Origin of the sequence: Novosphingobium sp. SG919 (genome assembly GCF_012932495.1) — a bacterium.
GTDB classification, from domain to species: domain Bacteria; phylum Pseudomonadota; class Alphaproteobacteria; order Sphingomonadales; family Sphingomonadaceae; genus Novosphingobium; species Novosphingobium rhizosphaerae.
The window spans coordinates 1,059,056-1,081,330 of sequence record NZ_JABCNG010000001.1 but is presented as its reverse complement, the minus strand read 5'-3'; the positions used below and the strand labels follow the sequence as shown (position 1 = coordinate 1,081,330).

The 22,275-nt window shown below is 62.4% G+C and carries 20 protein-coding genes; 5 read left to right on the top strand and 15 right to left on the bottom strand.

The window, feature by feature from the left end:
- Positions 1-5 precede the first annotated feature (5 nt).
- Entirely contained in the window at positions 6-419 is a 414-nt protein-coding gene (locus FHT19_RS04800; protein WP_169474105.1) for a type II TA system antitoxin MqsA family protein, read from the bottom strand.
- Positions 420-423: 4 nt separating this feature from the next.
- Positions 424-717 (bottom strand): hypothetical protein, encoded by a 294-nt coding sequence (locus FHT19_RS04795; RefSeq protein WP_169474104.1) that lies wholly within the window; start codon positions 715-717, stop codon positions 424-426.
- A gap of 177 nt (positions 718-894) precedes the next feature.
- Here FHT19_RS04795 and FHT19_RS04790 point away from each other — a divergent pair, with 177 nt between their 5' ends.
- Together FHT19_RS04790 and FHT19_RS04785 are read left to right on the top strand one after the other, a co-directional pair.
- On the top strand, positions 895-1,263 hold the full coding sequence (locus FHT19_RS04790; RefSeq protein ID WP_169474103.1) for a hypothetical protein: 369 nt from the start codon (positions 895-897) through the stop codon (positions 1,261-1,263).
- A gap of 73 nt (positions 1,264-1,336) precedes the next feature.
- Positions 1,337-2,257, top strand: coding sequence for a hypothetical protein (locus FHT19_RS04785; RefSeq protein WP_169474102.1), 921 nt, complete (start codon positions 1,337-1,339; stop codon positions 2,255-2,257).
- A gap of 441 nt (positions 2,258-2,698) precedes the next feature.
- On the opposite strand, the gene FHT19_RS04780 is transcribed toward FHT19_RS04785, so the two are convergent.
- From FHT19_RS04780 to FHT19_RS04770, 3 genes are read right to left on the bottom strand one after another with little or no spacing between them, the layout of a single operon-like run.
- Positions 2,699-3,112: an SRPBCC family protein gene (locus FHT19_RS04780; RefSeq protein ID WP_169474101.1), complete on the bottom strand. Its 414-nt coding sequence runs from the start codon at positions 3,110-3,112 to the stop codon at positions 2,699-2,701.
- Between the two features lie 39 nt (positions 3,113-3,151).
- A complete protein-coding gene (locus tag FHT19_RS04775; RefSeq protein WP_211184776.1) occupies positions 3,152-4,411 on the bottom strand; it encodes an MFS transporter in 1,260 nt (419 codons plus the stop codon).
- A 27-nt stretch (positions 4,412-4,438) separates the two neighbouring features.
- On the bottom strand, positions 4,439-5,536 hold the full coding sequence (locus tag FHT19_RS04770) for an alkene reductase (RefSeq protein ID WP_169474100.1): 1,098 nt from the start codon (positions 5,534-5,536) through the stop codon (positions 4,439-4,441).
- Positions 5,537-5,744: 208 nt separating this feature from the next.
- On the opposite strand from FHT19_RS04770, the gene FHT19_RS04765 reads away from it, so the two are divergent.
- Positions 5,745-6,650, top strand: coding sequence for a LysR family transcriptional regulator (locus FHT19_RS04765; protein ID WP_169474099.1), 906 nt, complete (start codon positions 5,745-5,747; stop codon positions 6,648-6,650).
- Positions 6,651-6,701: 51 nt separating this feature from the next.
- Here FHT19_RS04765 and FHT19_RS04760 read toward each other — a convergent pair whose 3' ends face one another.
- The 10 genes from FHT19_RS04760 to FHT19_RS04715 all read right to left on the bottom strand — a co-directional run bounded on the left by FHT19_RS04760 (position 6,702) and on the right by FHT19_RS04715 (position 20,202).
- On the bottom strand, positions 6,702-7,118 hold the full coding sequence (locus tag FHT19_RS04760) for a putative quinol monooxygenase (RefSeq protein WP_211184777.1): 417 nt from the start codon (positions 7,116-7,118) through the stop codon (positions 6,702-6,704).
- A gap of 38 nt (positions 7,119-7,156) precedes the next feature.
- The gene (locus FHT19_RS04755) at positions 7,157-8,005 is read right to left on the bottom strand and encodes a VOC family protein (RefSeq protein WP_169474098.1); all 849 of its coding nucleotides are present in this window, start codon (positions 8,003-8,005) and stop codon (positions 7,157-7,159) included.
- A 108-nt stretch (positions 8,006-8,113) separates the two neighbouring features.
- The gene (locus FHT19_RS04750; protein ID WP_169474097.1) at positions 8,114-9,127 is read right to left on the bottom strand and encodes an aldo/keto reductase; all 1,014 of its coding nucleotides are present in this window, start codon (positions 9,125-9,127) and stop codon (positions 8,114-8,116) included.
- 510 nt (positions 9,128-9,637) lie between these two features.
- Positions 9,638-11,557, bottom strand: a complete 1,920-nt coding sequence (locus FHT19_RS04745; RefSeq protein WP_169474096.1) for a S9 family peptidase — start codon at positions 11,555-11,557, stop codon at positions 9,638-9,640.
- Between the two features lie 87 nt (positions 11,558-11,644).
- On the bottom strand, positions 11,645-12,754 hold the full coding sequence (locus FHT19_RS04740; RefSeq protein WP_169474095.1) for an AraC family transcriptional regulator: 1,110 nt from the start codon (positions 12,752-12,754) through the stop codon (positions 11,645-11,647).
- Between the two features lie 457 nt (positions 12,755-13,211).
- On the bottom strand, positions 13,212-14,558 hold the full coding sequence (locus FHT19_RS04735; protein ID WP_169474094.1) for an integrase arm-type DNA-binding domain-containing protein: 1,347 nt from the start codon (positions 14,556-14,558) through the stop codon (positions 13,212-13,214).
- Between the two features lie 237 nt (positions 14,559-14,795).
- Positions 14,796-15,821, bottom strand: a complete 1,026-nt coding sequence (gene adhP, locus FHT19_RS04730; protein WP_169474093.1) for an alcohol dehydrogenase AdhP — start codon at positions 15,819-15,821, stop codon at positions 14,796-14,798.
- Between the two features lie 96 nt (positions 15,822-15,917).
- The gene (locus FHT19_RS04725; protein WP_169474092.1) at positions 15,918-16,778 is read right to left on the bottom strand and encodes a pirin family protein; all 861 of its coding nucleotides are present in this window, start codon (positions 16,776-16,778) and stop codon (positions 15,918-15,920) included.
- 95 nt (positions 16,779-16,873) lie between these two features.
- Positions 16,874-19,378, bottom strand: coding sequence for a TonB-dependent receptor (locus FHT19_RS04720; protein ID WP_169474091.1), 2,505 nt, complete (start codon positions 19,376-19,378; stop codon positions 16,874-16,876).
- A gap of 185 nt (positions 19,379-19,563) precedes the next feature.
- On the bottom strand, positions 19,564-20,202 hold the full coding sequence (locus FHT19_RS04715) for a flavin reductase family protein (protein ID WP_169474090.1): 639 nt from the start codon (positions 20,200-20,202) through the stop codon (positions 19,564-19,566).
- Between the two features lie 193 nt (positions 20,203-20,395).
- Here FHT19_RS04715 and FHT19_RS24365 point away from each other — a divergent pair, with 193 nt between their 5' ends.
- Complete coding sequence (locus FHT19_RS24365) at positions 20,396-20,959, top strand: homogentisate 1,2-dioxygenase (RefSeq protein WP_169474089.1); 564 nt, start codon at positions 20,396-20,398, stop codon at positions 20,957-20,959.
- 45 nt (positions 20,960-21,004) lie between these two features.
- Positions 21,005-22,270, top strand: a complete 1,266-nt coding sequence (ribB, locus tag FHT19_RS04705) for a 3,4-dihydroxy-2-butanone-4-phosphate synthase (protein ID WP_169474088.1) — start codon at positions 21,005-21,007, stop codon at positions 22,268-22,270.
- Positions 22,271-22,275 lie beyond the last annotated feature (5 nt).

The following is a 22,275-nucleotide window of genomic DNA, read 5'->3' as shown; positions in this document are numbered from 1 at the left end:
CCAGATCAGACAGAGCCCGCAGCCGATCGGATGGATCGCAGAAATTCAACGTCCTCGGGATGCCGATCCAGCATTTCTATGAGGCCGATCGCAGCCTCGCTTGGCGGTGTCGCACCGCTCTCATACTTCTGAAAGGCCCGTCGTCCGCCGCCGATCAGCCTTCCCGCCTCCTCCTGCGTAAGCTTAAGCCGTTCTTTGCGAATCCGGCGGACATGCGCCGCATAAGCAGCCTTCAGTTCCTGGAATGCGGCATCGGAGATCTTCAGATCTTCGCCTGAATGGACGGAATCGCTGTCATCTTCAGGATACCAACCAGGAACCATGACCGTCCGCGAGAACGAGCCAAACGTCACGAGTTGAGGCCGCTCGCCCCGGGTCAGCAATTTTCCCGTCTCGGGGTGAAGTCGTGTCTCAGCCATTGGTTCACGCCTTGAAGGAAGTGAGGACAACATCAACGAGGCGAACTACTCCAGCAACCTGATCTCGACCGCAGCGAAAGTTCGAACCCCGATCCCATTTCCACACATACACCTTGAAGGTTAATTTCGGCAACCGAGAACAGGCGGCGTAGCGCGCGAACCGCACCACGTCTCGTGAGCCTGCGCTGGGCTTGACGATCCGCTGCAGATGAATGGGATGCAAGCGGGGAGCAACTTCAGCCCGCCACTGAAATATCAAGAGTTTCAGGCTCGTACCGACCAGATTAAGCCATTCCATGTTTGGCCCTTCAACGGCTGCTTGTTACCCGAATCTGACGTTTGCGCTAGCATTTGGGAAAGGTCACCACGCGCGCGCCAAACCTCGCCGCCAAGGACCGAGTATTTCCTAATCCGGGGCACCAGATTTGAATGGACGGGATCTGCTTCTTTTATAATAGGATAGTTGCCATTTTTAATGGCTGGAAAAGCGGAGAAGCCCGTGCTGCTTATGTCTGAAACTGTCGACGATTTCATCAAGACGGCTAAAACCTGCCTCACCAAGGTAGATTTTCTCGATGTCGGGATGAAATGCCGGAACGCATGCAATTTTCTGGATAGCATCGGGCAATATGTCGTCGCCACGGATGAAACCAACCAATGCTTTGCCGCCGCTAAGACCGCGATCGGCGAATTGCAGGAAGTGGTCCTGAAAAACACCGGACCAGGTCAGCAGCAGCGCGCTGCCATCGAAGCCGCACGGCAAACCGCCTGGAGCGCCATTGATCGATTGACTGAAGCCCTTTCCAGAACGCGGCTCAGCAAGATCGGTGAGATCGTGGGCTGATTGCAGGGATATGAGGTGGATCGATTTTTGGATCGTTCCAACTCATACCCGCATTCCATTTCGGGGCTTGCCAATGCCGATTATTCCGGACGCCTGCTATAAGGTCGTCGACAATAATTTTGCGCAGCGTGGCGGGATGGAGGCCTACCTGTCTGCATCGCGTCGAAATTATGCGGTTTTGCCGGACACTGTTCTGATCGAGTGGCATCGCAAGAAGGCGATGGCAACCGCCCGGCATGCCCTTCAGATCGCCTGCCGTTATCCTGAGCAGATCATCGTGTTACGGGAAACCTCAGATCAGTTTGATCGCCCTGCCGATTGTGTGTCCATTGTCGAAGCTATGATCGACAAAGCGCAGACGAGAGATTTTCCGGCATATTGCGATACCGTGATCAATGCCCCGGAGAGCGAGGAAATGGTGGAGTGCTTTGCCGGGCATGAGGCCTATGCCCAAGCTCACATTGACAATCTGGTCGAAGAGGGGCTCAAGGTTTACCGACGTTTTGAAAAGGAAGATGAAACGCTTTCAGCGGCGGAAGTCACGGAGCTGAAGGCCTTGGCTGTCGTGCCGACACTCATGTCCCCGGCTATCCAGAAACGCACCTACGAGATGGCTGGCAGCATTGCGGCAGGGATGATCCGGGGGCGGACGCCCGACAAAAGTGCCGATCCCCGCGATATGGCTGGCTTCATCGATAGTCTGGCATTTCGCTATGCCGCCATGATGGTCGGCCTCTGGATTTGTCGCCGCGGATCACCTGGCGCCTATCCGGTCAATCGTCGCAATGTCGGCGCCGATGTCATGGACATCAAGATTGCTGCTCAGGCGAGCTATTTCGATGGCCTTCTGACCCACGAGACGCGGCTCGAACGAGCGTTTGAGAATGCCATGTCACTCATCCGGGCGCTCGGGGGCTACCGTGACAGCGGTAGAAGCGGAGGAGACGGCGTGATCGGTGTCTTGAGGGAAGCAGTGCCGGGCAGCAGTATCTGACAGGGGCAGGTATTTCGGGCTCAGTGAAAATCTTTGCTCCTGACCGGGATTATAGCCTCGCGGGCCGAACAACGTGCGCATGGCCTTGAGGTCGGATGCCGTGCGATCATCCGGCATATCGGGGAGCAGGATAAATGAGGCAACGTACCCGATCTAGCCGCGTTCCCGACCAAAAGGATGTCCGCACCTTCTATGGATTTCTGAAAATGGCCAATCCGCTGGCGGCCCAGTTGCAGTCAATGTGCTGGTTCAATTGGCCGAGCGCAGATTGTCGGGTTCTGGCAGAATCAGCCGATCGAACTGTTGAAGGGAATGACCGTGAAGTCCCACTTCGCCTCATTCACGGCAACCGGCAGCTGCCGACCAACACACGCCATTCGACTAATCAGCTGAAAACGGCGGATTTGATAAAAACCCGCCGTTCACCATCGCTTGGCTCGCTTATCTCAACTTGCTCGCTAGCGCTGCCAGACCATCTTCATAGATGCCTTTGAACAGGCTTACGATCTCGTCTTCCGTCACGCCGGCCGGATCAAACTGCCCGAACCATTCGACACGTGCCGCGTGCCCGTCTTCGATGTCCAGGACGCGCAAGGTTGCCAAATAGTTCGTCTGTGGAAATGGCGCCTTCAGGATGCGATAGCTGTAGCTGCGCGCCTTCTCGTCGAATGCCATGAGGCGTTCCACGATTTCCTCGCCATCAAGGTTGCGGATCCGGCGAATGCGGCCGCCTTCTTCAAGCTGTGACGAGGGGATGTAGAGCAGCCAATCGGGGAGCGCGTTGAAACCACCGATGAGCTCCCAAACTTCGGCCGCGCTGCGGGCGATATCGATGCTTGCGTATGCCTTTGCCATGATAAGTTCCTTTCAACTTTGGTTCTGGAGGATGGGAGGTCAGATGACCCCGGCGGTACGGCGCTGACTCAAAAGGGTCAGACCGAACAGGGTGAGGCCGGCGAAGGTCAGGCCGAAGCCCGCCAATATTGCCGACATGAGGCCGAAGCCGGCGCTGATGCTCAGGCCTCCGCTCCAGGCGCCCAGAGCGTTGGCAGCGTTCAGAGCTGCGAGGTTCATGGCGCCCACAAGGCTGGGAGCTTCGGGTGCGAACCGCGTCAGGCGGACCTGGATTGTCGGGATCGCCATCATCATCGCCCCGCCGACGCCAAACAGGCCGGGGAAGAGCACGAGCGGATTGGCGCCATATGTGGCAAGCACAGCCATCACCGCCAGCGCGCTGCCATAGCCCAAGACTATCCCGCGCGCTGGATGGAGGTCCGCGATCCGGCCGCCGAGCAGATTGCCGACGGTCATGCCAACGCCAAAGACTCCCAAAGCCAGCGGAATGACGGCGGCGGGCAAGCGCGCAACATCGGTGACGATCGGACCGATGAAGGTATAGACGGCGAATATGCTGCCTACGCCAACTGCAGCGATCAGCATCACGCCCCAGACCGCAGGCTTGCGAAGCGCCGACAGCTCCTGAATCACCGGCACCCCATCAAGGGCCGCGGTGCTCGGCACCCAGTGCCAGATCGCGGCAATGGCAAGGCCGGCGAGGAAGGCGACGGCACCATAGGTCTCACGCCAACCCAGCGTTTGGCCCATGAACGTAGCGAGCGGAGAGCCTACAATCGTTGCGACCGTGAGGCCGGTCATGACAATGGCAAAAGCGCGACCTGCGCGGCCCGGCCCGGTGACGTGGGCCGCCACGACCGCCCCGGCGCCAAAGTAGGCGCCCTGCGGTAATCCACTGATGAATCTCACCGCTATCAGCGCGCCAAGGCTGTCCGCCACGGCGGAGGCCAGATTGCCGACAAGGAACAGCACCATCAGCCATAGCAACAGCTTGCGCCGATTGAGCCGCGCCGCCGCGAGCGTGACCAGCGGCGCGCCGATCACCACACCGAAGGCATAGGCGGTAATGGCACTGGTGGCTTGGGGGATGCTCAGGCCCAGATCGCCGGCAAAGAGTTGGATGATCCCCATGCTGGCAAATTCCGACGTGCCGATCACGAAACTGCCCAGGGCCAGCGCCATAAGCGTCATGGTGCCGCCGCGCCCGGCGCGTTCGTCTCGGTGATCGATGGATTGGGCGACCGGATGCGCGCCTTGCAGGCACAGCTTCCCCATCGCCAGCAATGCTGACGTGTTCATGATGATCTCCTGCGCGTTGAGCTGGCTCTAGTCGGCCAATGTCGGGAAGTCGGTGTAACCTTCAGCGCCGCCGCCGTAGTAGGCGCTGAGCGGGGCCTCGAAGAGAGGAGCGTTCCGGCGCAGGCGCTCGACCAGATCGGGATTGCCGATGAAGGCCCGGCCGAAAGAAATCATGTCCGCATGACCGGACGCTATAGCGTCCATTGCCAGTTGCCGATCATAGCCGTTGTTGGCGATGTATGCGCCGCCAAAGGCCGCATGCAATGCCTTGAAATCGAGAGCGGACGCGGCGTTGGCTTCGCGCAGCTGTCCTTCCACGGCATGTAGATAGGCAAGGCCCAGACCGCCAAGCTGCTGCACAAAGTAGCCATACGTCGCTTGCGGATCGCTATCGAGCGGGGTTTCGCCAATGGCGGTGGACAGCGGCGAAATGCGCACGCCCACCCGATCCGCACCCCAGATCTCGACAACGGCCTTTACCACCTCGATGGGGAAGCGCGCACGGTTCTCGACCGAGCCACCGTAGAGGTCGGTGCGGCGGTTCGTGCTGTCGCGTAGGAACTGGTCGAGCAGGTAGCCATTGGCGGCGTGCACCTCGACCCCGTCAAACCCGGCCTCCTTGGCCAAACGGGCAGCGTTGCGATAGTCCTCGACCAGCCCAGGAATTTCGTCTGCCTCCAGAGCGCGCGGCATCGAGGGTACGTCATCGCCCGCCAGCGTATAGACCCGGCCGCCCGCGCGAATGGCCGATGGTGCCACCGGCGGCGCCCCGTTTTCCTGAAGGCTGAAGTGTGAGACGCGGCCGACATGCCAGAGCTGGACCACGATCTTGCCGCCCGCTTCATGAACGGCGTTGGTCACTTCGCGCCATGCCTTGGCATGGGCATCGGTGTAGATACCAGGAGTGTAGGCATAGCCCCGGCCCTGCCGCGAGATATTGGTCGCTTCGGTGATGATCAGACCGGCGGACGCACGCTGACGATGATAGTCGACGGCCATCGGGCTATGCACTCCGTCCATTCCCGCGCGTGACCGGGTCAGCGGCGCCATCACGACGCGGTTGGCAACATCAATGGCGCCAATTGACGTCGGCGTGAACAGATCGGCAGCAAGCGTGTCAGACATGTCGCGTTCCTTTTCGTCTTGAACCCTGGTGCCGGTGAGTTCGAAGAGCCCGGCAACCCGTCGCCGATGGAAATCGCACAATGTCGCTCGCCTGATTAGACAGCGGCTTTTCACTGCATTTGATAGCCAGGTTCACAGATGAAGCGACATGGGCCGAAAAGCTCGTTAAACCGGCTACAGTTCAGGGAAAGCAGATCACAGGCGGCTCATGGATAATCGCGCAGGCGAGATGGTGGTGTTCGTCCGGGTGGTGGAAGCAGGCAGCTTTTCCGAGGCGGCACGGCTGATGCTGATGACGCCTTCGACGGTGTCCAAGCTCATCGCCCGGCTGGAGGCGCGGCTCGGGGTTCGCCTGATCGAACGCTCCACACGGCGTCTGGCTCTGACGGGCGAGGGCCAGTTCTATTATGAACGCAGCCAGACGTTGCTGGGGCAACTCGACGAGACTGAGCAGCAGATTGCGCAGGGCGGTGCCGAAGCCGAAGGTATCGTCCGCGTCACGTCATCGGTGACGTTCGGCACGGCAGCGCTCGAACCGATCCTCCCGGCCTTCTTCGAAGCCTATCCCAAGGTCATCGTCGATCTGTCCCTGTCCGACGATGTGGCCGACCTCTACCTGGAGCGCACCGACATCGCGATCCGGGTCGGCAAGCTTGCGGACTCCAACCTGATGGCCCGCAAGATCGGCGAGACGCGCCGCCGCATCGTCGCAGCGCCCGCCTATCTCGCGCGCCACGGCACACCGCGCAGCCCGGAGGATCTGGTCCATCACAATTGCCTGGGCTTCAATTTCCGCCGCGCAATGCCGGTCTGGCCGATGCGGGAGGGCGGTCGGATCGTCGAGCGGATGCTCAGCGGCTCGCTGCTGGCGAACAATGGCGAGACGCTCCGACGCATGGCGCTCGCGGGCGTCGGCATCATCCGCCTGGCCGACTATCATCTGCGCGAACCCATCGCGCGGGGAGAGCTGGTCGAGTTGCTGGCTGACAGCGAACTGGGCGAAGCGGACGATATCCATGCGCTGTTTCGGGGATCGCAGTTCCTGCCGGCGCGGGTTCGGGCTTTTCTGGACTTCACGGTGCCGCGCATGCAGGCATTTCTGGAGCAAAGATAAAGCGTGGCCGATCCGCCGCGATGACGGACCGGCAATGGCTGTTCGGGGCGATCAGTGGCCCAGCACTTCCATCCGCATCACCTGGACACCGCCTTGGGCGAGAGCAGGCAGCTTCGCGAACCACGCCTGCACATAGGGCATCGCGTTGTGGGCCTCGAAATCCTGACGCGACGCAAAGACCTCGTAGAAAATGAAGTGCCCCGGCTGAGAGCGATCTTCCTGCAGGAAATAGACGAGATTCTTGGGGTCGCTGCGGACCAGAGCCACCAGCGGCAGCGTGGCTTCGCGCAGTTCGGCTTCCTTGCCCGGTTTTGCGCGAATCTCGGCAACGATGGACCATGCGCCTCGGGGGATTTGCGCGTAGGCGAGGCCCTCCTTGGGAGCCGCACTCTCCTGTGCGACGGCGGTCGCGGGCATCGCCGCTAGCATCAGCGCAGACAGGCCGATCATCTTGAACGAAACAGGCATGGTAATTTCCTTTCGATGGTGATGGAGGGGGCTGTGGGTCACAGTCCGGCCCGCGCGCGCTGGCGTCCGACGAGGGCGTTGGCGAAGCGCTGCTTCACCGGGCCAAGCGCCTTGACGAACTCGAGCTGCTCGCCTTCCGGTCCCTTGCAGTAGATCAGTTCCCAGCCGTCCGAGGGTGCGACCGTCACCTTGTTGGTGTTTGTGTCCTGCGGGGCGGAGCGGCGATCGGCTTCGCTGCGCAGGCGGATGGTGCGGTTAGCGCGCACCTGAGTCATGCCGCGACGGGCGGACTCGGCTTCCAGGTCGGTGATGAACTTGTTGAAGTCGACATCGTCGCGCACGTAGAAGCAGATGTGCATCATGCGCGGAAAGGCCGGGCTCATATTCTCCAGCGGCGGGGCGAAGCTGTTCGGGCCTCCCATCGGCTCACTGGCGTTGCGATATTGCAGCAGCTCGATCACCACATTGTCGAACTGGATAAACCGCACGTCCAGCCGCTGATCGCCGTCCCGCAAGTTGGGCACTCCGATCGTCGCCGGGTTGACGTGCAGGTCGTTGGCGCGGATTTCCTGATCGGCCAGCAGCGTGTTCTGCACCGGATCGCCCTGAAAGTCGCCGTGGCGGAAAACCTCGGTGCCGCCGAGCACCTCGGTGTAGAACTCGAAGGCGCGCTCCATATTCTGCACCGTCAGTCCGAAATGCTGAACGCCCTGCAGGCGAGCGCCGAGCGGCGCGGCATTGCGTGCGGCGGGCGAGATGCTGGCCCCGCTCGCAGCGGCTGCAGGCGTGGTCGTTCCTGCAATGCCCGCCACAAGCGCGGCGCTCGTCGCGCGGAGCATGTCACGGCGGCCAAGGGTTACGGCATCATTGGTCTTCACATCGGTCATGGTCGTTCTCCTGTTTCTGGGGTTGATCGCCGGATCGACGGCGCGCGGGATGCCTGCCGGTCAAAGCGCTGCCTTGACCGGAGAGCAGGGTGGAAATGGTCGTTTCGTTCAGTTGGTAAGGGGGAGCGGAGCGGCCGGGTTCACCAGGCCTTCGGCACGCAGGGCACGCCAGAAGTCGGTAGGAACAACCTCTTTGAGCGCAGCACTGTCCTCGGCGATGCGGCCGGGGCGGCTTGCGCCCGGAATGACCGCGGCGACGGCGGGGTTGGCCAGCGCGAACTGGAGGCCCGCAGCCTTCATGCTGATGCCGTGATGATCGGCAAGCGCCTTTATGCGAGCGACTTTTTCAAGGATCGCAGGGGTCGCCGGCGCATATTCGAAATTGGGTCCGCCAACGAGCGCGCCGGAACTGTATGGGCCGCCTACCACGATCCCGAGCCCACGCTCGGCCACCTTCGGCATCACGCGCTGGAGCGCCCGGTCATGATCGAGCAGCGTGTAGCGGCCGGCAAGCAGGAAACCGTCCGGGCGCGGGCCGTCGAGATCGAGCAGCAGTTCGATCGGCTCGACCCGGTTGACGCCTAGGCCCCAGCCCTTGATCACGCCTTCATCGCGCATCCGGTCGAGCGCCCTGAACGCGCCGCGCCGTGCCTGCTCGAACATGGCGAGCCATTCGTCGCCGTAGAAATCCTGCGCGATGTCGTGGACCCAGGCGATGTCGATATGGTCGGTCTTGAGGCGCTTGAGACTGTCTTCGATCGACCGGTAGGTGGCGTCCTCCGAGTAGTCGTTCACGATCTTGTTGGGTCGGCCATATTTGAACACGTCGCCCTTTTCGCCCAAGTCGCGGGTGCTGACGTCCTCGACCTCGTCCAAGATGACCCGGCCGACCTTGGTGCTGATGACGAACGCATCACGCGGCTTGTCGGCAAGGGCCGCGCCCATGCGGATCTCGGCCAGTCCTGCACCGTAAAAGGGCGCGTTGTCATAGTAGCGGATGCCGTCAGCCCAAGCGGTCTCGACCGTCGCCAGCGCCTCTTCTTCGGGAATGTCGCGGAACATGTTGCCGAGCGGCGCTGCGCCAAAGCCGATGTGGCTCGGGAGAATGTCCTTAAGTGCCATCGTTGTAACCTTTCAGTTCTGTTCCGAACCCCGTGTTCGGCGTTGAAGAAAGGAATATGTTCTTGGCGCGGTGCTGAGTAGCCGGGCAGAGATCGCAGCACTTTGGAAGGGACTTCACAGATCGCCAAGGGTCAACAGGGCGGCATGGGTAAACGAGCTCGGCCGTTCAGATTGAGCAGGACTTTGCCCCCCCCAGACTGGCGCCACGAAGTAAAAGGGGCAGTCTGGAGGGCGCTTCTTTTCGGCCCCCAACGACCAATTCAAGACCTTCAACGGCGTTGGACTGAACGGCCGCTTGTGCCGTATCCGCCATTCGCCCCACGCAAACCTGCGGGTCGGAAATGCGATCAGAATGGGTATCCACTCCGCGCCGTACGACGCTCGACAGCCGCCGTGTGCGGCATGGGAGCGTGCGACTGCTCACAGCTAAACTGCGATGGCCTGCGATCCCCGCCGGATGAACTAGCCGGACGCAGCGAGATGCTCCATTCTCGCCCGATGGACATTGCGCTAATGTGGGTTGTTGGCAAGAAAGCGACCGAGAAAGCCAAGATATGCTTCTGACGCCGCGATGCGGTTTTCCCTGCGACGAAAACCATGGCCCTCGTCGGAAAACACGACATATTCCACCGGCACCGCGTTGGCCTTGAGCGCCGCGACCATCGCGTCGCTTTCGGTCTTTAGGACGCGGGGGTCCTTGGCCCCTTGCAAAATCAGCATCGGCCGGCGGATGGACCCGGCGTGGAAATAGGGTGACGTGCGTCGCAATCGCTCGGCATCGGTCGCGGGATCGCCCATCTCGGCATAGATGGACTGCCGCTCGCTTCCCCACCATGCCGGGACGTCAGTCAAAGTCCGTAGCCAGTTCGTGGGGCCGTAGGCACTGATTCCTGCCTGGAAAGCCGTTGGCCGAAACGCCATCGCCGCCGTGGCGAGATAACCGCCATAAGAGCCGCCCGCGACCGCGATGGCCCTCGGCTCGACCCATGGCTGGCGCCTCAGCCAATCCGCCGCGGCAACAACATCGTCAAGGTCGTCTTCACCATGGCGGCGATCGTCCAGCGCTAGGAAGGTCTTGCCATAGCCATCCGAGCCGCGGTTATTGACGGCCAACACCGCATAGCCATGGTTCACCAGATGCTGGAGCAGCGGCAGATAGCCGCGCCGGCTCTGGCCGCCAATCCCCGGTCCGCCATGGATCCAGACCAGAGCGGGCACCTTGCGGCCTTCCGATGCGCCTTTTGGCCGATAGACCAAGGCGGGGATCTCGACGCCATCGGGCGCCCTGAAGCGGACCGGCTTCGCCTCGACCAGATCGCTTTCACGAATTTCGGGATTGAGCGCGCGGGTCAGCCGGGTGGCCGCGCCACCCGCCAAATCGACGACATAGATGTCGGTGGGCGACGTGTCCGACGATACCGCCAAGAGCATGCGCCGCTCTTCCTCGTCGAAGCGCACATCCTCAACATTGCCCGCCGGCAATCCGCGCATCGTGACAGCGCGTCCGGTCCGGGTGTCGATCACATCCAGCGTGGTACGGCCATCGGCGTTGAGTGTGACGTAGCGATACCGTCCGGATCGCGAAAAGCCGAGATCCGAAACGTCCCAGTCGGCCGCGACGACCACCTCGTCGGCGCCCCCTTCGATATCGTGCCGCCATGCCTGGATGAATTCGCCGTGCGCGTCGGTTGCATAGATCAGCGCCTTGCTGTCGGGCGTGAAGGCGAACGGGGTATGGCTGACATTGCCTTCATGGTCGGTGATCAGCTTCGGGGCGCCGCCGCTGACCAGATCGGCCAGATAGATGTCGCTGTCGGCGTTGCTGGTCTGCTTAACCAGCGCAACCCATCGGCCGTCGGGCGATACCGCGAGCAATCCCATGCCCGGGTTGCGGTAGATCATCCGTCGCGCGTAGGTCTCCGGGTCGACGGCATAGAGATCGAAGCTGGACTCGTCGCGCGCATTGGTGAGGACCCACAGGCTCCGGCGGTCACCGCTCCACCCTGCCACGATCGCCTTGACCTTTTCACCCGGCGTCAGGTCGCGCACCTGACCATCGGCTTCGCGCACAAAGACGTGGCTCAATTCGTTGCCGCCGGTGTCGGCGGTATAGAGGAGCCGTTTCCCGTCCGGGAACCAGCTGTCGGCATAGGTCGCGTTGGTCGCGGAGTCGGTCAGCGCACGCGCCGTGCCCCCGTCAAGCGGCAACGCATAGGCGTTGAAGGTTCCGGATCGATCGCTGGAGGCGAGTACGGACCGGCCGTCCGGCGCAATTGCGAGGCTGGCGCCACGTGGCAGCTTGTATGTCGTCGTCTGATAGAATTGCGCGGCGCTGTAACGCCGCGGGATCGAATCCTGAGCAGCGGTGAGCGTTGGCGTAAAGCCGAAGACCACGGCGATGACGAGTAGTGCGAAGCGTCGGGCGATCATTGCGAATCTTCCAAATATGGCACGCTTCCTGTGCGGCAGCGAGCCCGATCCGGCGCTGCAATATCCCCGCGCGATGCGGAAATTGATCTATTGCGGCGCCGAAGGGTAATCGAGGCTCCGCCGGTAGGCCGTCGGCGTGACCCCAAACCGCGCGGAGAACGCGCGATTGAAGCTGGCTTTCGAATTGAACCCCATGCCGAGCGCCAGCGGAAGCAAATTGCTGGTATCGCCGGCGCGCAGTCGCTCCGCGACGGCTTCGGCACGCAGGCCATTTACGAAGGTTGAGAAGCTTACGCCAAGGCCATCGTTGAGCGCGCGCGAGAGATGGCTGCGATTGGTCCCGAGCCTTGCCGCCATAGTCGGCAGGTCGAGTTCGGGCTCGCGCCACCAGCCTTCCTCGCGTACCCGCGCAGTCCACTGTCGTCCCATCTCTGCCCAGTCGGGACCACGCTCCGGAAGCGGCGCCTCTGTTGCAGCAAGCGGCGCAAAACGGGGATATGGCGTTTCGGCGTGGCGCCACCCTTCCACCGCAACATATAGCACGATGGCCCCGTACATGCCGTAGAAACTGGCAACGACCCCATAGCTGCCTTCGCCGGTCATCGCCCCGACCCCCTGATAGATAATGCGTAGCGCGAGGATGAGCCCAAGCGCGCCGAGAGCCCGCCCCAGCCAGCGGCCGTCAAAACGCTCGTCGTCGCTGCGCTCGCTTGCGAGGCGGGCCCGATATCTGCGGAGTGCAAGGAATGCCAGCGTGGTGTAGATGGCCAGTGAAACGAGAGAAATTACGCTCGAAAACGGCGCGACCCACGGTTCGTGCACATTATCGCTCCACCAGAATTTCGTCGGGATCGGCAGAAGGAAGCAGGCTGTCCCGTACATAAACTGGGCTGCCGGAAGGCCGAGATGGCAGAAAAAGAGCGACGGCGGGCGGCCGTTGGCAAGACTATGAACATATCCCCACGCCAACGGGCCCACGGCGAGCGGTATCGCGAGAGGAAGAAAGACCAGCCACGCGTGCCGCTGGAACATCCCGGCATATCCCAGGGCGAATGGCATCAACAAGCCGGCCGACACGAGCAGCCATGCCGCGAGCAGCCGGTTGGCAGTGCGATTGCGATCGCTGGTGACGAGCGCTGTCGACAGGATGGTGAGCTGAGCGACAAGGAGCGAAAGGACAGCGGTTTGCCAAGGCATGTCCTCCAACTAAGGGATCGCGCGATCCAAGCCGATTCAATTTGCGGATTTCATTGTAGCGGACGGTGCCGGCAACCCGCGCGCCTAATCCGTCGACCGCTCGTGTTCGCCCCCACCCGGCGCTGAAGTCTGCAGGCCACTGGCGATGATTACAGTGGAGGGCACCGGCACGGCGAGGCAGCTCTTCTAACCTCGGTTCCCGAAAGGGGCCGGACCGGAGACGGCCCAGGCTCGGTCGTTCCGCGATCAACCTTCGCGATCGCAAACGTCAGGTCTGGCCGAAACCCGACCTTCACGGCCGTACCCGGGAATGGCCGCTTCGTCCCACTTGCAGCCGCCAGAAAGTCAGCAACTTAACCATCCCACACCGTGCGTGCTTGCGAGGAGCGAAGCATGCCCACCATCGCTAAAAATCGTTGGGGCACGACTTGCTGTCAGCCAGACGCGATGGCCCATCTCAAGCTTGAGCACTTTTCGGATGCTCCCCCTCGCCAGTTTCATCTCCGGAAGATTGACCCGCTGAATCCCGAAGCAGCAGCGAAAGCTGCTTGGACCATTTTTCCAGAGCAACCCGCTTTTCAGGTTCATAGCGATAGAGGTTGTAAACACCCGCGATTCCAGAGGTCGTTCCGCTGATGTGATTGAGCACGGCCTCGGTCACCTCGATCGGAACGCCCAGCGCCTGGAGATTGGTCGCGCCGGTTCGACGGAGGTCGTGGATTCTCCAGGGCATGAGCATGACCGTCTCGGGATCGTCCCCACGCTTCTCGGCACGCGTCCTCAGGATCGCGAGCATCTTCTCGTCGAGTGCTTTTTTCATTTTCGAGAAGCCAGAAACTCCCGTTTGCCCGGTCGTGGTGAACACCAAGCCCTTGGTCGAGACCGCAAGCGTCCGCAGCTCAGCTTGTGCCAGGGCGTTCAGCGGAATTCGGTGGGTCCTGTCATTCTTCGCCCGCTCCTCTGGCAGCTCCCACACGGCCCCGGTCAGATCGATCTCCGACCAGTCCATGTTCGCCACTTCCTCCCGCCGGGCCAGCGTGCACAAGAGCAGGCGGATGTAGGGACGCCAGATTGCCCCGAGGTCAGCACTTGCCTGCCACAATGCGATGATCTCCTCGGCCGACAGAACCCGCCGACGCGCAGGCACTGGCTTGGGCGCCTTCATTCGATCGATCGGTGAACGATCCAGGTCGCCGCGGTCCACCGACCAATTGAAGAACTTGCGCAGCACAGAGTGCACCACCTTTTTCCGTCCAGGTCGGTCATTGTACCGATCAAGGACGTCGACGACGTCCGCGCGGGTGATGTCGTGAACGACTTTGTTCAGATATGGCCGGACCGCTTTCAGCACGCCCTCTGCGTCTTTCCAGGTATCGACCCAGTGAATCTTCAAATACTGGTCACGGAAAACGTCGGCATAGTTTGCAAACGCGAACTTCTCCGCCAGCAGGGCAGCCTGGGCTTCCTCACGAATGCGCTCAGCCTCCTGTTGAGCATCCCGCTCCTCCTGCTGGATCTGCTCACGAGCTTCCGCTTTTGGATCGATGCCCTGCCGGATCTTGATAAGCCGGCGCTCCGCTTCCTTTCGGGCAGTCTCAACAGTCCAGGGGTTACCGAAGCCGCCAATCGTCATGCGCTTCGCAGGCTTACCCTTCAGCCTGTATTGCAGGACGAACGACTTAACGCCCTTCGGGGTCGTGCGAACGCCGAACCCCCGGAGCTCTGTATCCCACACGAAAGAGTCCTTCCCCACGGGCACTGGTATAGCATCGACAGAGGTTTTCGAGAGCCGCTGATTAGCCATTGAGATCGATCCTGCGTAATCGCCACGTAATCGGTTTAACGACGAGCGCAGCGTAACACAGGTTACGCCTTTCGGATACCATCTTATCAATATCAATGACTTAGTGAATTATGGCGTAGAACAGAAAACTGCCGAAAAGGCCCGAAAAGGTCCTCTTAATCAGCGGGTCCTAGGTTCGAGCCCTAGTGCGTCCACCATCCTATCCAGACAGCAGACGCACCGGCCCGGCAAAGGCCTTCAGCGCAAGTCGAGCACCACGCGCCCTTCGATCGTGCCCTGCTCCATCCGTGCAAACACCGCGTTGATCTCGTCCAGCCGCGCGGTCTGCACCGTGGCGCGCACTTTGCCCGCAGCGGCGAAATCCAGCGCCTCGATCAGGTCGAGCCGCGTCCCCACGATCGAGCCACGCACGGTGATCCCATTCAGCACAGTGTCGAAGATCGACAGCGGGAAATCGCCTGGCGGCAGGCCGTTAAGCGCCACCGTGCCACCACGCGCCGCCATGCCCAGTGCCTGTTCGAAAGCCTTGCGCGAAACCGCCGTGACCAGCACGCCCTGCGCCCCGCCGCAATGATCCTGCACGAAAACGGCGGGATCGTGTTCCAGCGCGTTGACCACCAGATCGGCGCCCAGGCTGGTTGCCAGGTCCAGCTTGGCCGGGTCGACGTCCACCGCGATCACCTTGCGCCCCATGGCCTTGGCATATTGCACCGCCATGTGCCCCAGGCCGCCGATGCCCGAAATCGCCACCCAGTCACCCGGCTTGGTATCGGTGACTTTCAGCCCCTTGTAGACCGTCACGCCGGCACACAGGATCGGTGCCACTTCGGCCAGGTCCAGCCCGGGCGGCACGTGGCCCAGATAGGCGGCTTCGGCCAGGGCATATTCGGCAAAGCCGCCGTTCACCGAATAGCCGGTGTTTTCTTGCTCGTGGCACAGGGTTTCCCAGCCGCCCAGGCAATGCGGGCAATGCCCGCAGGCCGAATGCAGCCACGGCACGCCCACACAGTCGCCTTCTTTCACGCCGGTTACGCCTGGCCCCAGGGCCACGACATGGCCCACCCCCTCGTGCCCGGGAATGAATGGCGGCGCCGGCTTGACCGGCCAATCGCCATGCGCGGCGTGCAGATCGGTGTGGCACACCCCGCACGTGGCGATCTTCACCAGCACTTGCCCCGGCCCCGGGGTGGGGACGGGCACGTCCTCGATCACCAGCGGCTGCCCAAAGCCATGCACCACGGCGGCCTTCATCATTTCGACCATTGCCATTCTCCTTTTTTGCCAATTGCATGAAGAATGACATTGCCCGTCGCTACAGGCTTTGGCCTCAATCAACGATCGGCGGTTCTGTGCTGCATTTCAGCCCATGGTACCAAACGCACCAGCGCGGAAATCGGCATAGGCCTGGTGAATTTCTGCCACGCTGTTCATCACGAAGGGTCCGTGCGCCACGATCGGTTCGGCAATCGGCTCGGTATGGCCCAGCAGGATCACGCTGTCCTCCTGCGCCGTCAGTTCCAGCCGCTCGCCGGGCACCAGCTCCGCCAGGTGAAACGCCGGGGCCACTTGCCCAGCGATGCTGACTGCCCCACGCACGATATAGAGAAACACGTCGCGCCCGCCCAAACCGTCGATGGCCAGGGTGCCACCCGGGGCCAGGTGGGCAAAGCTCATGAATACCCCGGTCAGCGAATCGACCGGCCCGGTTGCGCCGCCGCGCGATCCGGCCACCAGGTGCACATGCACGCGGCCCTCGTCCTCCACCAGCACCGGCACGGCATCGGCCTGCACCCCGGTATAGCGCGGCGCCGTCATCTTGAGCCGCGCCGGCAGGTTCACCCACAATTGCAGGATTTCGAGGCGGCCACCGGCCTGCTTGAACGCCTCTGACGAGATTTCGGCGTGGATCAGGCCGCTGCCGGCCGTCATCCATTGCACGCCCCCGGCGTAGATCGTGCTCTCGTGGCCGCCGGTATCGCGGTGGGTCAGTTCGCCGTCGAGAATGAACGTGACGGTCTCGAACCCGCGATGCGGATGCGGGCCGAACGGCAGGCCCCGGTTTGGCGCAGGATAGACCTGCGGCCCATGGTGGTTGAGAAACAGGAACGCACCCAGGTGATCAAGATCGGGCCCCGGCAACGGGCGGCGCGTGACCAGGTCTCCGATATCGTCACGCTGGGCGGGATGAAGGCGATGAATCGCGCAGGAAATCGTGCTCATGCCGCATGATAGGCGCAAGCCAAGGGCAAATGCGCGAAAAAAAGGGCGGCGGCCCTTTGCGAACCGCCGCCCCATCGATGCACGCAAGTTGTCGCTTAGTAGGCCAGCACCAGCGTGGCGATCGCCGCGCGCGGCGCGCCGATCTGGGCATTGGTATAGCTGCCCGAATAGCTGATCTGGTTGTTGTAGGTGCCCGAGAACCCGCCGACGTAATACTGGTTGAACAGGTTGGTCACGTTGAGCTGCAGGTACGACTTGTCGTTCAGACCCACCGCGCCCAGCGCCACGCGGGCGTCGAGATCGACCACCGTGTACGACGGCGTCTTGGCGCCATAGGCCACCGTGGTGGTGCCAGCCAGGTAATAGGGCGTGTTCTGGTCGTTGACATAGCGCGGGCCCGTGCGCTTGACCTGCGCACCCAGCGTGAACGGCTGGAAATTGCCCGAAAGCCGCGCGCCGAACGTGGTAATCGGAACGGCGGATTCGAACTTGCCCGCCGTGGCCAGATCGCCGGTGGACGAGGTCACGTTGTCCTTGATCCGCGAATGCAGCCAGGACCCGAAGACATAGCCACTCACATGGCTGCTGAAGCGGTAGGACAGGTTGGCATCGATGCCATAGCGGTCCACCGTGCCAAGGTTGGTATAGATCGTGGTCTGCGCATCGGGCTGGTAGGCCGTGCCCAGGCGATTGGTGAAGTGGGTATACCACAGATCGGCCTGCGCCTGGAGCGGACCGCTGGTGCGGCGGAAGCCCAGGTCGAAGTTGTCGGTCTTTTCCGGGTTCACCAGCCCGGCGTCGCTGCCATTGGCGAAATAGAACGACTGGTAGAGCGAGGTCGTCTGCGGAACGGACATGCCCTTGGAGTAATTGAAGAAGATCTGCCCGGCCGCGGGCAGGTCATAGGTCACCCCAAGGCTGGGCAGCACGGCGCTGTAGTTATAGGTGCGGCGCTGCGGCGCGCCGTAATAGGGGCTCGTGGTGATCGAGGCGGCATATGTCGTGGCCGAATCCCCGAACGCGCAGGTCACGCTGCCGCTGGAATTGCGGGTGAAGCAATAGTTGGTCAGGTCACGGTGCATGAACGGCGCGCGCAGGCCAGCGTTCACTTTCAGGCGATTGTCCAGGAACGTGCCGCGATATTCGGCCGAAACCTGATTGAGCAGCGCGATCGAGCGCGTGTCGCGCTTTTCCACCACGTTGCCGGCCGCGTCGGTCAGCGGATCGTTGACCGGCGAGATCAGCGTGGGCGAACCGTCGCTGTTCAGCGTGCCCAGTTCGCCCGTCTGCGCGATGACCGAGCGAGCGAAGGCATAGGCCAGGCGCACGGCCTGGTGATCATCGAGATCGTAGCGCATCGAAGTGGTCAGCGCGATGCGATGGGTCACGGTCTGGCTGGGGGCCAGCAGGCGCACCTTGTCCAGCGTGTCGCCATCGCCGTTGAGGTCCTTGCCCAGGTAGTATGTGCCGTTGATGTAGCCGGTCATCCCGCTCGACGTGCCTTCCGAGGCCACGACCGTGCCGCCGCCGTTGGCCTTGGTCCATTGGAAGCTGGGATCGATCGTCCACACCAGGCCCGGTGCCAGCGTCAGCCGAGCGCTGCCGCGCAAGTTGAACAGCTGCGCCGGATTGACGCGGTAGTCATAGGCAGAGCCGCAGGTGTTGGCCGCATCGGCCACCCCGGCATTGGCGCTAGCCGTGGTGCACGGGCTGTACTTGTAATAGGCGTTCTTGAAGCTGGTGGGGAAATAGGTGAAGCCCGTGCCGGTGTCGCTGGTCAGCGCCACGTTCGAAAGCGGGACCGAGCCCGAGAAGTTGTTTTCCGTCCCCACATACGTGCCGGTCAGCGACAGGAAATCGCCGTTGTTGCCAAGCGGCTGGTAGATACCGCCATTGGCCTGTTCGCGGCGCACCTTGCCATAGTTGTTGAATGGCGAATCGTTGTGCGAGCGGCTGTATTCGCCATAGAGGCGCGTGCCGGCCGGCCCGATCGCACCGCTGTCCACCATGCCCATCACACGGTAATAGTTGTCGGTGCCCAGCGCGCCCGAAGCCTTGAGATGGAAATCCTCGGTCGGGCGGTGCGAACGGATGTTGATGCTCGAACCCGAAGCCGAAGACGTCGGGCTGTCCACGTCGGTGGTGCCCAGGTTCACCGAAACCTGGTCGATCACTTCGGAATCGAGCAGTTCGCCCGAATAAAGCGCATAGTTGCCATCGTCATTGAGCGTGACGCCGTCGATGGTTTCGGAAATGCGCGTTGCGTCAAAGCCGCGGATCATCAGCGTGCCGCCGCTGCCGCCATAGGGATCGTTGTTCTGGAAACTCACGCCGGGCAGATAGTTGATCGTGTCGTTGATCGACTGGCCCGGCGTCTGCCGCTCGATCCAGGCCTGGGTGAGGATCGCCGAAGCCTTGGTGGTGTCGGGATTGGCCACCCCGGCAATGCCCTTCTGGCCCGTTGCAGTCACCACGATCTGGTTGCCGAAATCGAGCGTGCCGGTGGACTGGGCCAGCACAGGCGTGGCTGCGGCCAAACCCGCCAGGGCAAGCGCGGCTGCGCTGGCGTAGCCCGCCAGACGGTATTTTTGATGGGTCATATTGCCTCCTTGAAACCGCGATCGGATAAGGCGCAAATATGCCGGATTTGCTACAGTTATTCGGTATATACCGTTGTTTTATATTGATATTTTTGTTTATCAAAGATACACATGAAACTACATTGGCAAGATGTGGCAATGCGGCGAAACGAATGCCGCATTGCAACGATTTCGCACGAATTCCGTCAATCAGCGGTTATTTGCGCCGCCAGCCAATCGGCATAGCGCGGCCGCAGCAATTGGAACGAGGTGTCGCTGCGACTGTACCAACCTGCCCCGTGCATGCGCGCCACCAGGCCCATGGCCATGGTATCGACATGCAGCTTTTCCGCATCGATGAAACGATCATGGATGTGAAAACGCACCACTTCGCCCAGCACGATCGTGCTCTGCCCCGCCTCGATCGCCTGGTAGAGGCGGCATTCCATCGAAACCGGCGCGGTGGCGATGCGATCAGGGGCCACCACGCTTGAACGCGCCAGCACCAGGCCGGCGTGGGCCGCCTCGTCGAATTCCGGTGGGGCGTCAATGCAGGTGAAATTCATGGCAGGGGCATCGGCTTCGGACACCAGGTTTACAACGAATTCCTTCGTTTCCAGAATGTTGGCTGGGGTATCCTTGTGCCGCCCATCCGCCTGGCGCAAAAAGCCGATGGCCACCAGTGGCGGATCGGCCGCCACCATGTTGAAAAAGCTGAACGGCGCGGCGTTGGCCACTCCGGCGGCCGAGCGGCTGGTGACCCAGGCGATCGGGCGCGGCGTGATCGAGGCGCTCATGAGCTTATAGCGGTCGCCCGCCGGGACCACCGAAAAATCGAATTCCATCGCGTGCCTCCATGGTCACCGGGCCGCCGGCAGAACGTCGGCGAGCGCGCTCCGCCAGAACAGGGCCCGGCTTTGGGATAGCCATCGGCCAATTGTTGGTTATCGTCCAGCAGGTTGCATGCCCTGGCCGTGATTCTCATGGCCCCCGCCCGGCATGGCCAGCCCGGCCAGGATGAAAGGAAACCCGATGCGCATGCCCCGCCATTTTCTGTGCCAACTGGCCATCGGCGTGCTCGCCGTGCCGGCGTTCCCCATGGCGGGCCACGCCCAGCCCGCCACGCCGCCGGGCGCCAGCCCCGCCTGCCCCGCCACGCCGGCCCCGCTGCCGCCGGCCTTTTCCGCCTGGCCCAACGCCACCGCGTTGACCAGCGCCCCGGACAAGCCCGGCCTTGCCATGACCCAGATCGCGCCGGGCGAGGCAGAAAACCTGGCGCTGCATCCCACGGCCGAGGTTCACTATGTCTCGCCCCCGGCAAAACTAGGCGGTGCCGGGAGTTTTGGCGGCATGGTCGGCGTGCATGTGACTGCCGCGGGCACCTATCGCGTGGCGCTGGGTGCCCCGGCCTGGATCGATCTGCTGGCCAACGGCACCGCCTTGCCCGCCACCGGCCACGGCCATGGGCCCGACTGCAGCGGCATCCGCAAGATCGTGGACTTTGCCTTGCAGCCCGGAGACTATGTGTTGCAAGTGGCCGCCAGCGCGACGCCATCGGTCACTGTCCTGGTCGTTCCCCAGGCGGACAACATGCAAATGTGATTTTGACCTCTTGCATATCACATTTCAATGTGACAATGCCGGCGCATGTCAAACGATCTGATCGAACGCGTCCGCAAGCTCGTTACCGACGGGGGCATGTCGCGCGCCGGGCTCGCCCGCGCCGCCGGCCTTCACGCCAACACCTTGCGCGAATGCACCTCGCCCGGCTGGAACCCCACGGCCGACACCCTGGCCAAGCTGGAGCGCGTGCTGACCGAAGGCGATGACAGCCCCGCGATCGTGCCGATCGAGGAAATCATCGAGGAAGCGCGCAACGGCCGGATGTTCATCCTGGTGGATGACGAGGACCGCGAAAACGAGGGCGACCTGGTCATCCCCGGCCAGATGGTTACGCCCGATGCGATCAATTTCATGGCCACCCACGGGCGCGGGCTGATCTGCCTGACGCTGACCCGCCAGCGCGTGGAGGAACTGGGCCTGGAATTGATGAGCCGGGCCAACGGCACCCGCCACGAAACCGCCTTCACCGTTTCGATCGAGGCACGCGATGGCGTGACCACCGGGATTTCCGCGCACGACCGTGCCCGCACCGTGACCGTGGCGATCGACCCGACCAAGGGACGTGGCGACATCGTCACGCCCGGCCACGTCTTTCCCCTGATCGCGCGCGATGGCGGCGTGCTGGTGCGCACCGGCCATACCGAAGCGGCGGTGGACATTTCGCGCCTGGCCGGCCTCAACCCCTCGGGCGTGATCTGCGAGATCATGAAGGACGACGGCACCATGGCCAGAATGGACGATCTCGTTCCATTTGCCCGGCGCCATGGCCTCAAGATCGGCACGATTCGCGACCTGATCGAATATCGCCGCCGGCACGATCATCTCGTCCAGAAAGCGGCGGACGTGCCCTTCACGTCGGACTATGGCGGCGACTGGCGCGTGCTAACCTATCGCAACAAGGTGGACGGCACCGAAAGCCTGGTGCTGCAAAAGGGCCATGTCGTGCCTGGCCGCCCCACCCTGGTGCGCGTCCATTCCTTTTCCGCCTTTGACGACCTGCTGGGCCGCGCCGGCCCGCGCAAGCGCACCTTGCAGCGCGCCATGGCCGAAATCGGCCGCGAAGGCGCCGGCGTGATCGTGCTGTTGTTCCCCAACGCCGATAGCGACCCGGTGCGCGGCGCCGCGCCGGGGCAGGACGTGGACTTGCGCGTCTATGGCATCGGGGCGCAGATCCTGGCGGACCTGGGCATTCACGACATGGTGCTGCTGACCAATTCCCATCACACCCTGGTCGCCATCGAAGGCTATGGCCTCAATATCGTGGGCGAACGCCCCATTCTTTCGGAGTAAGTTGC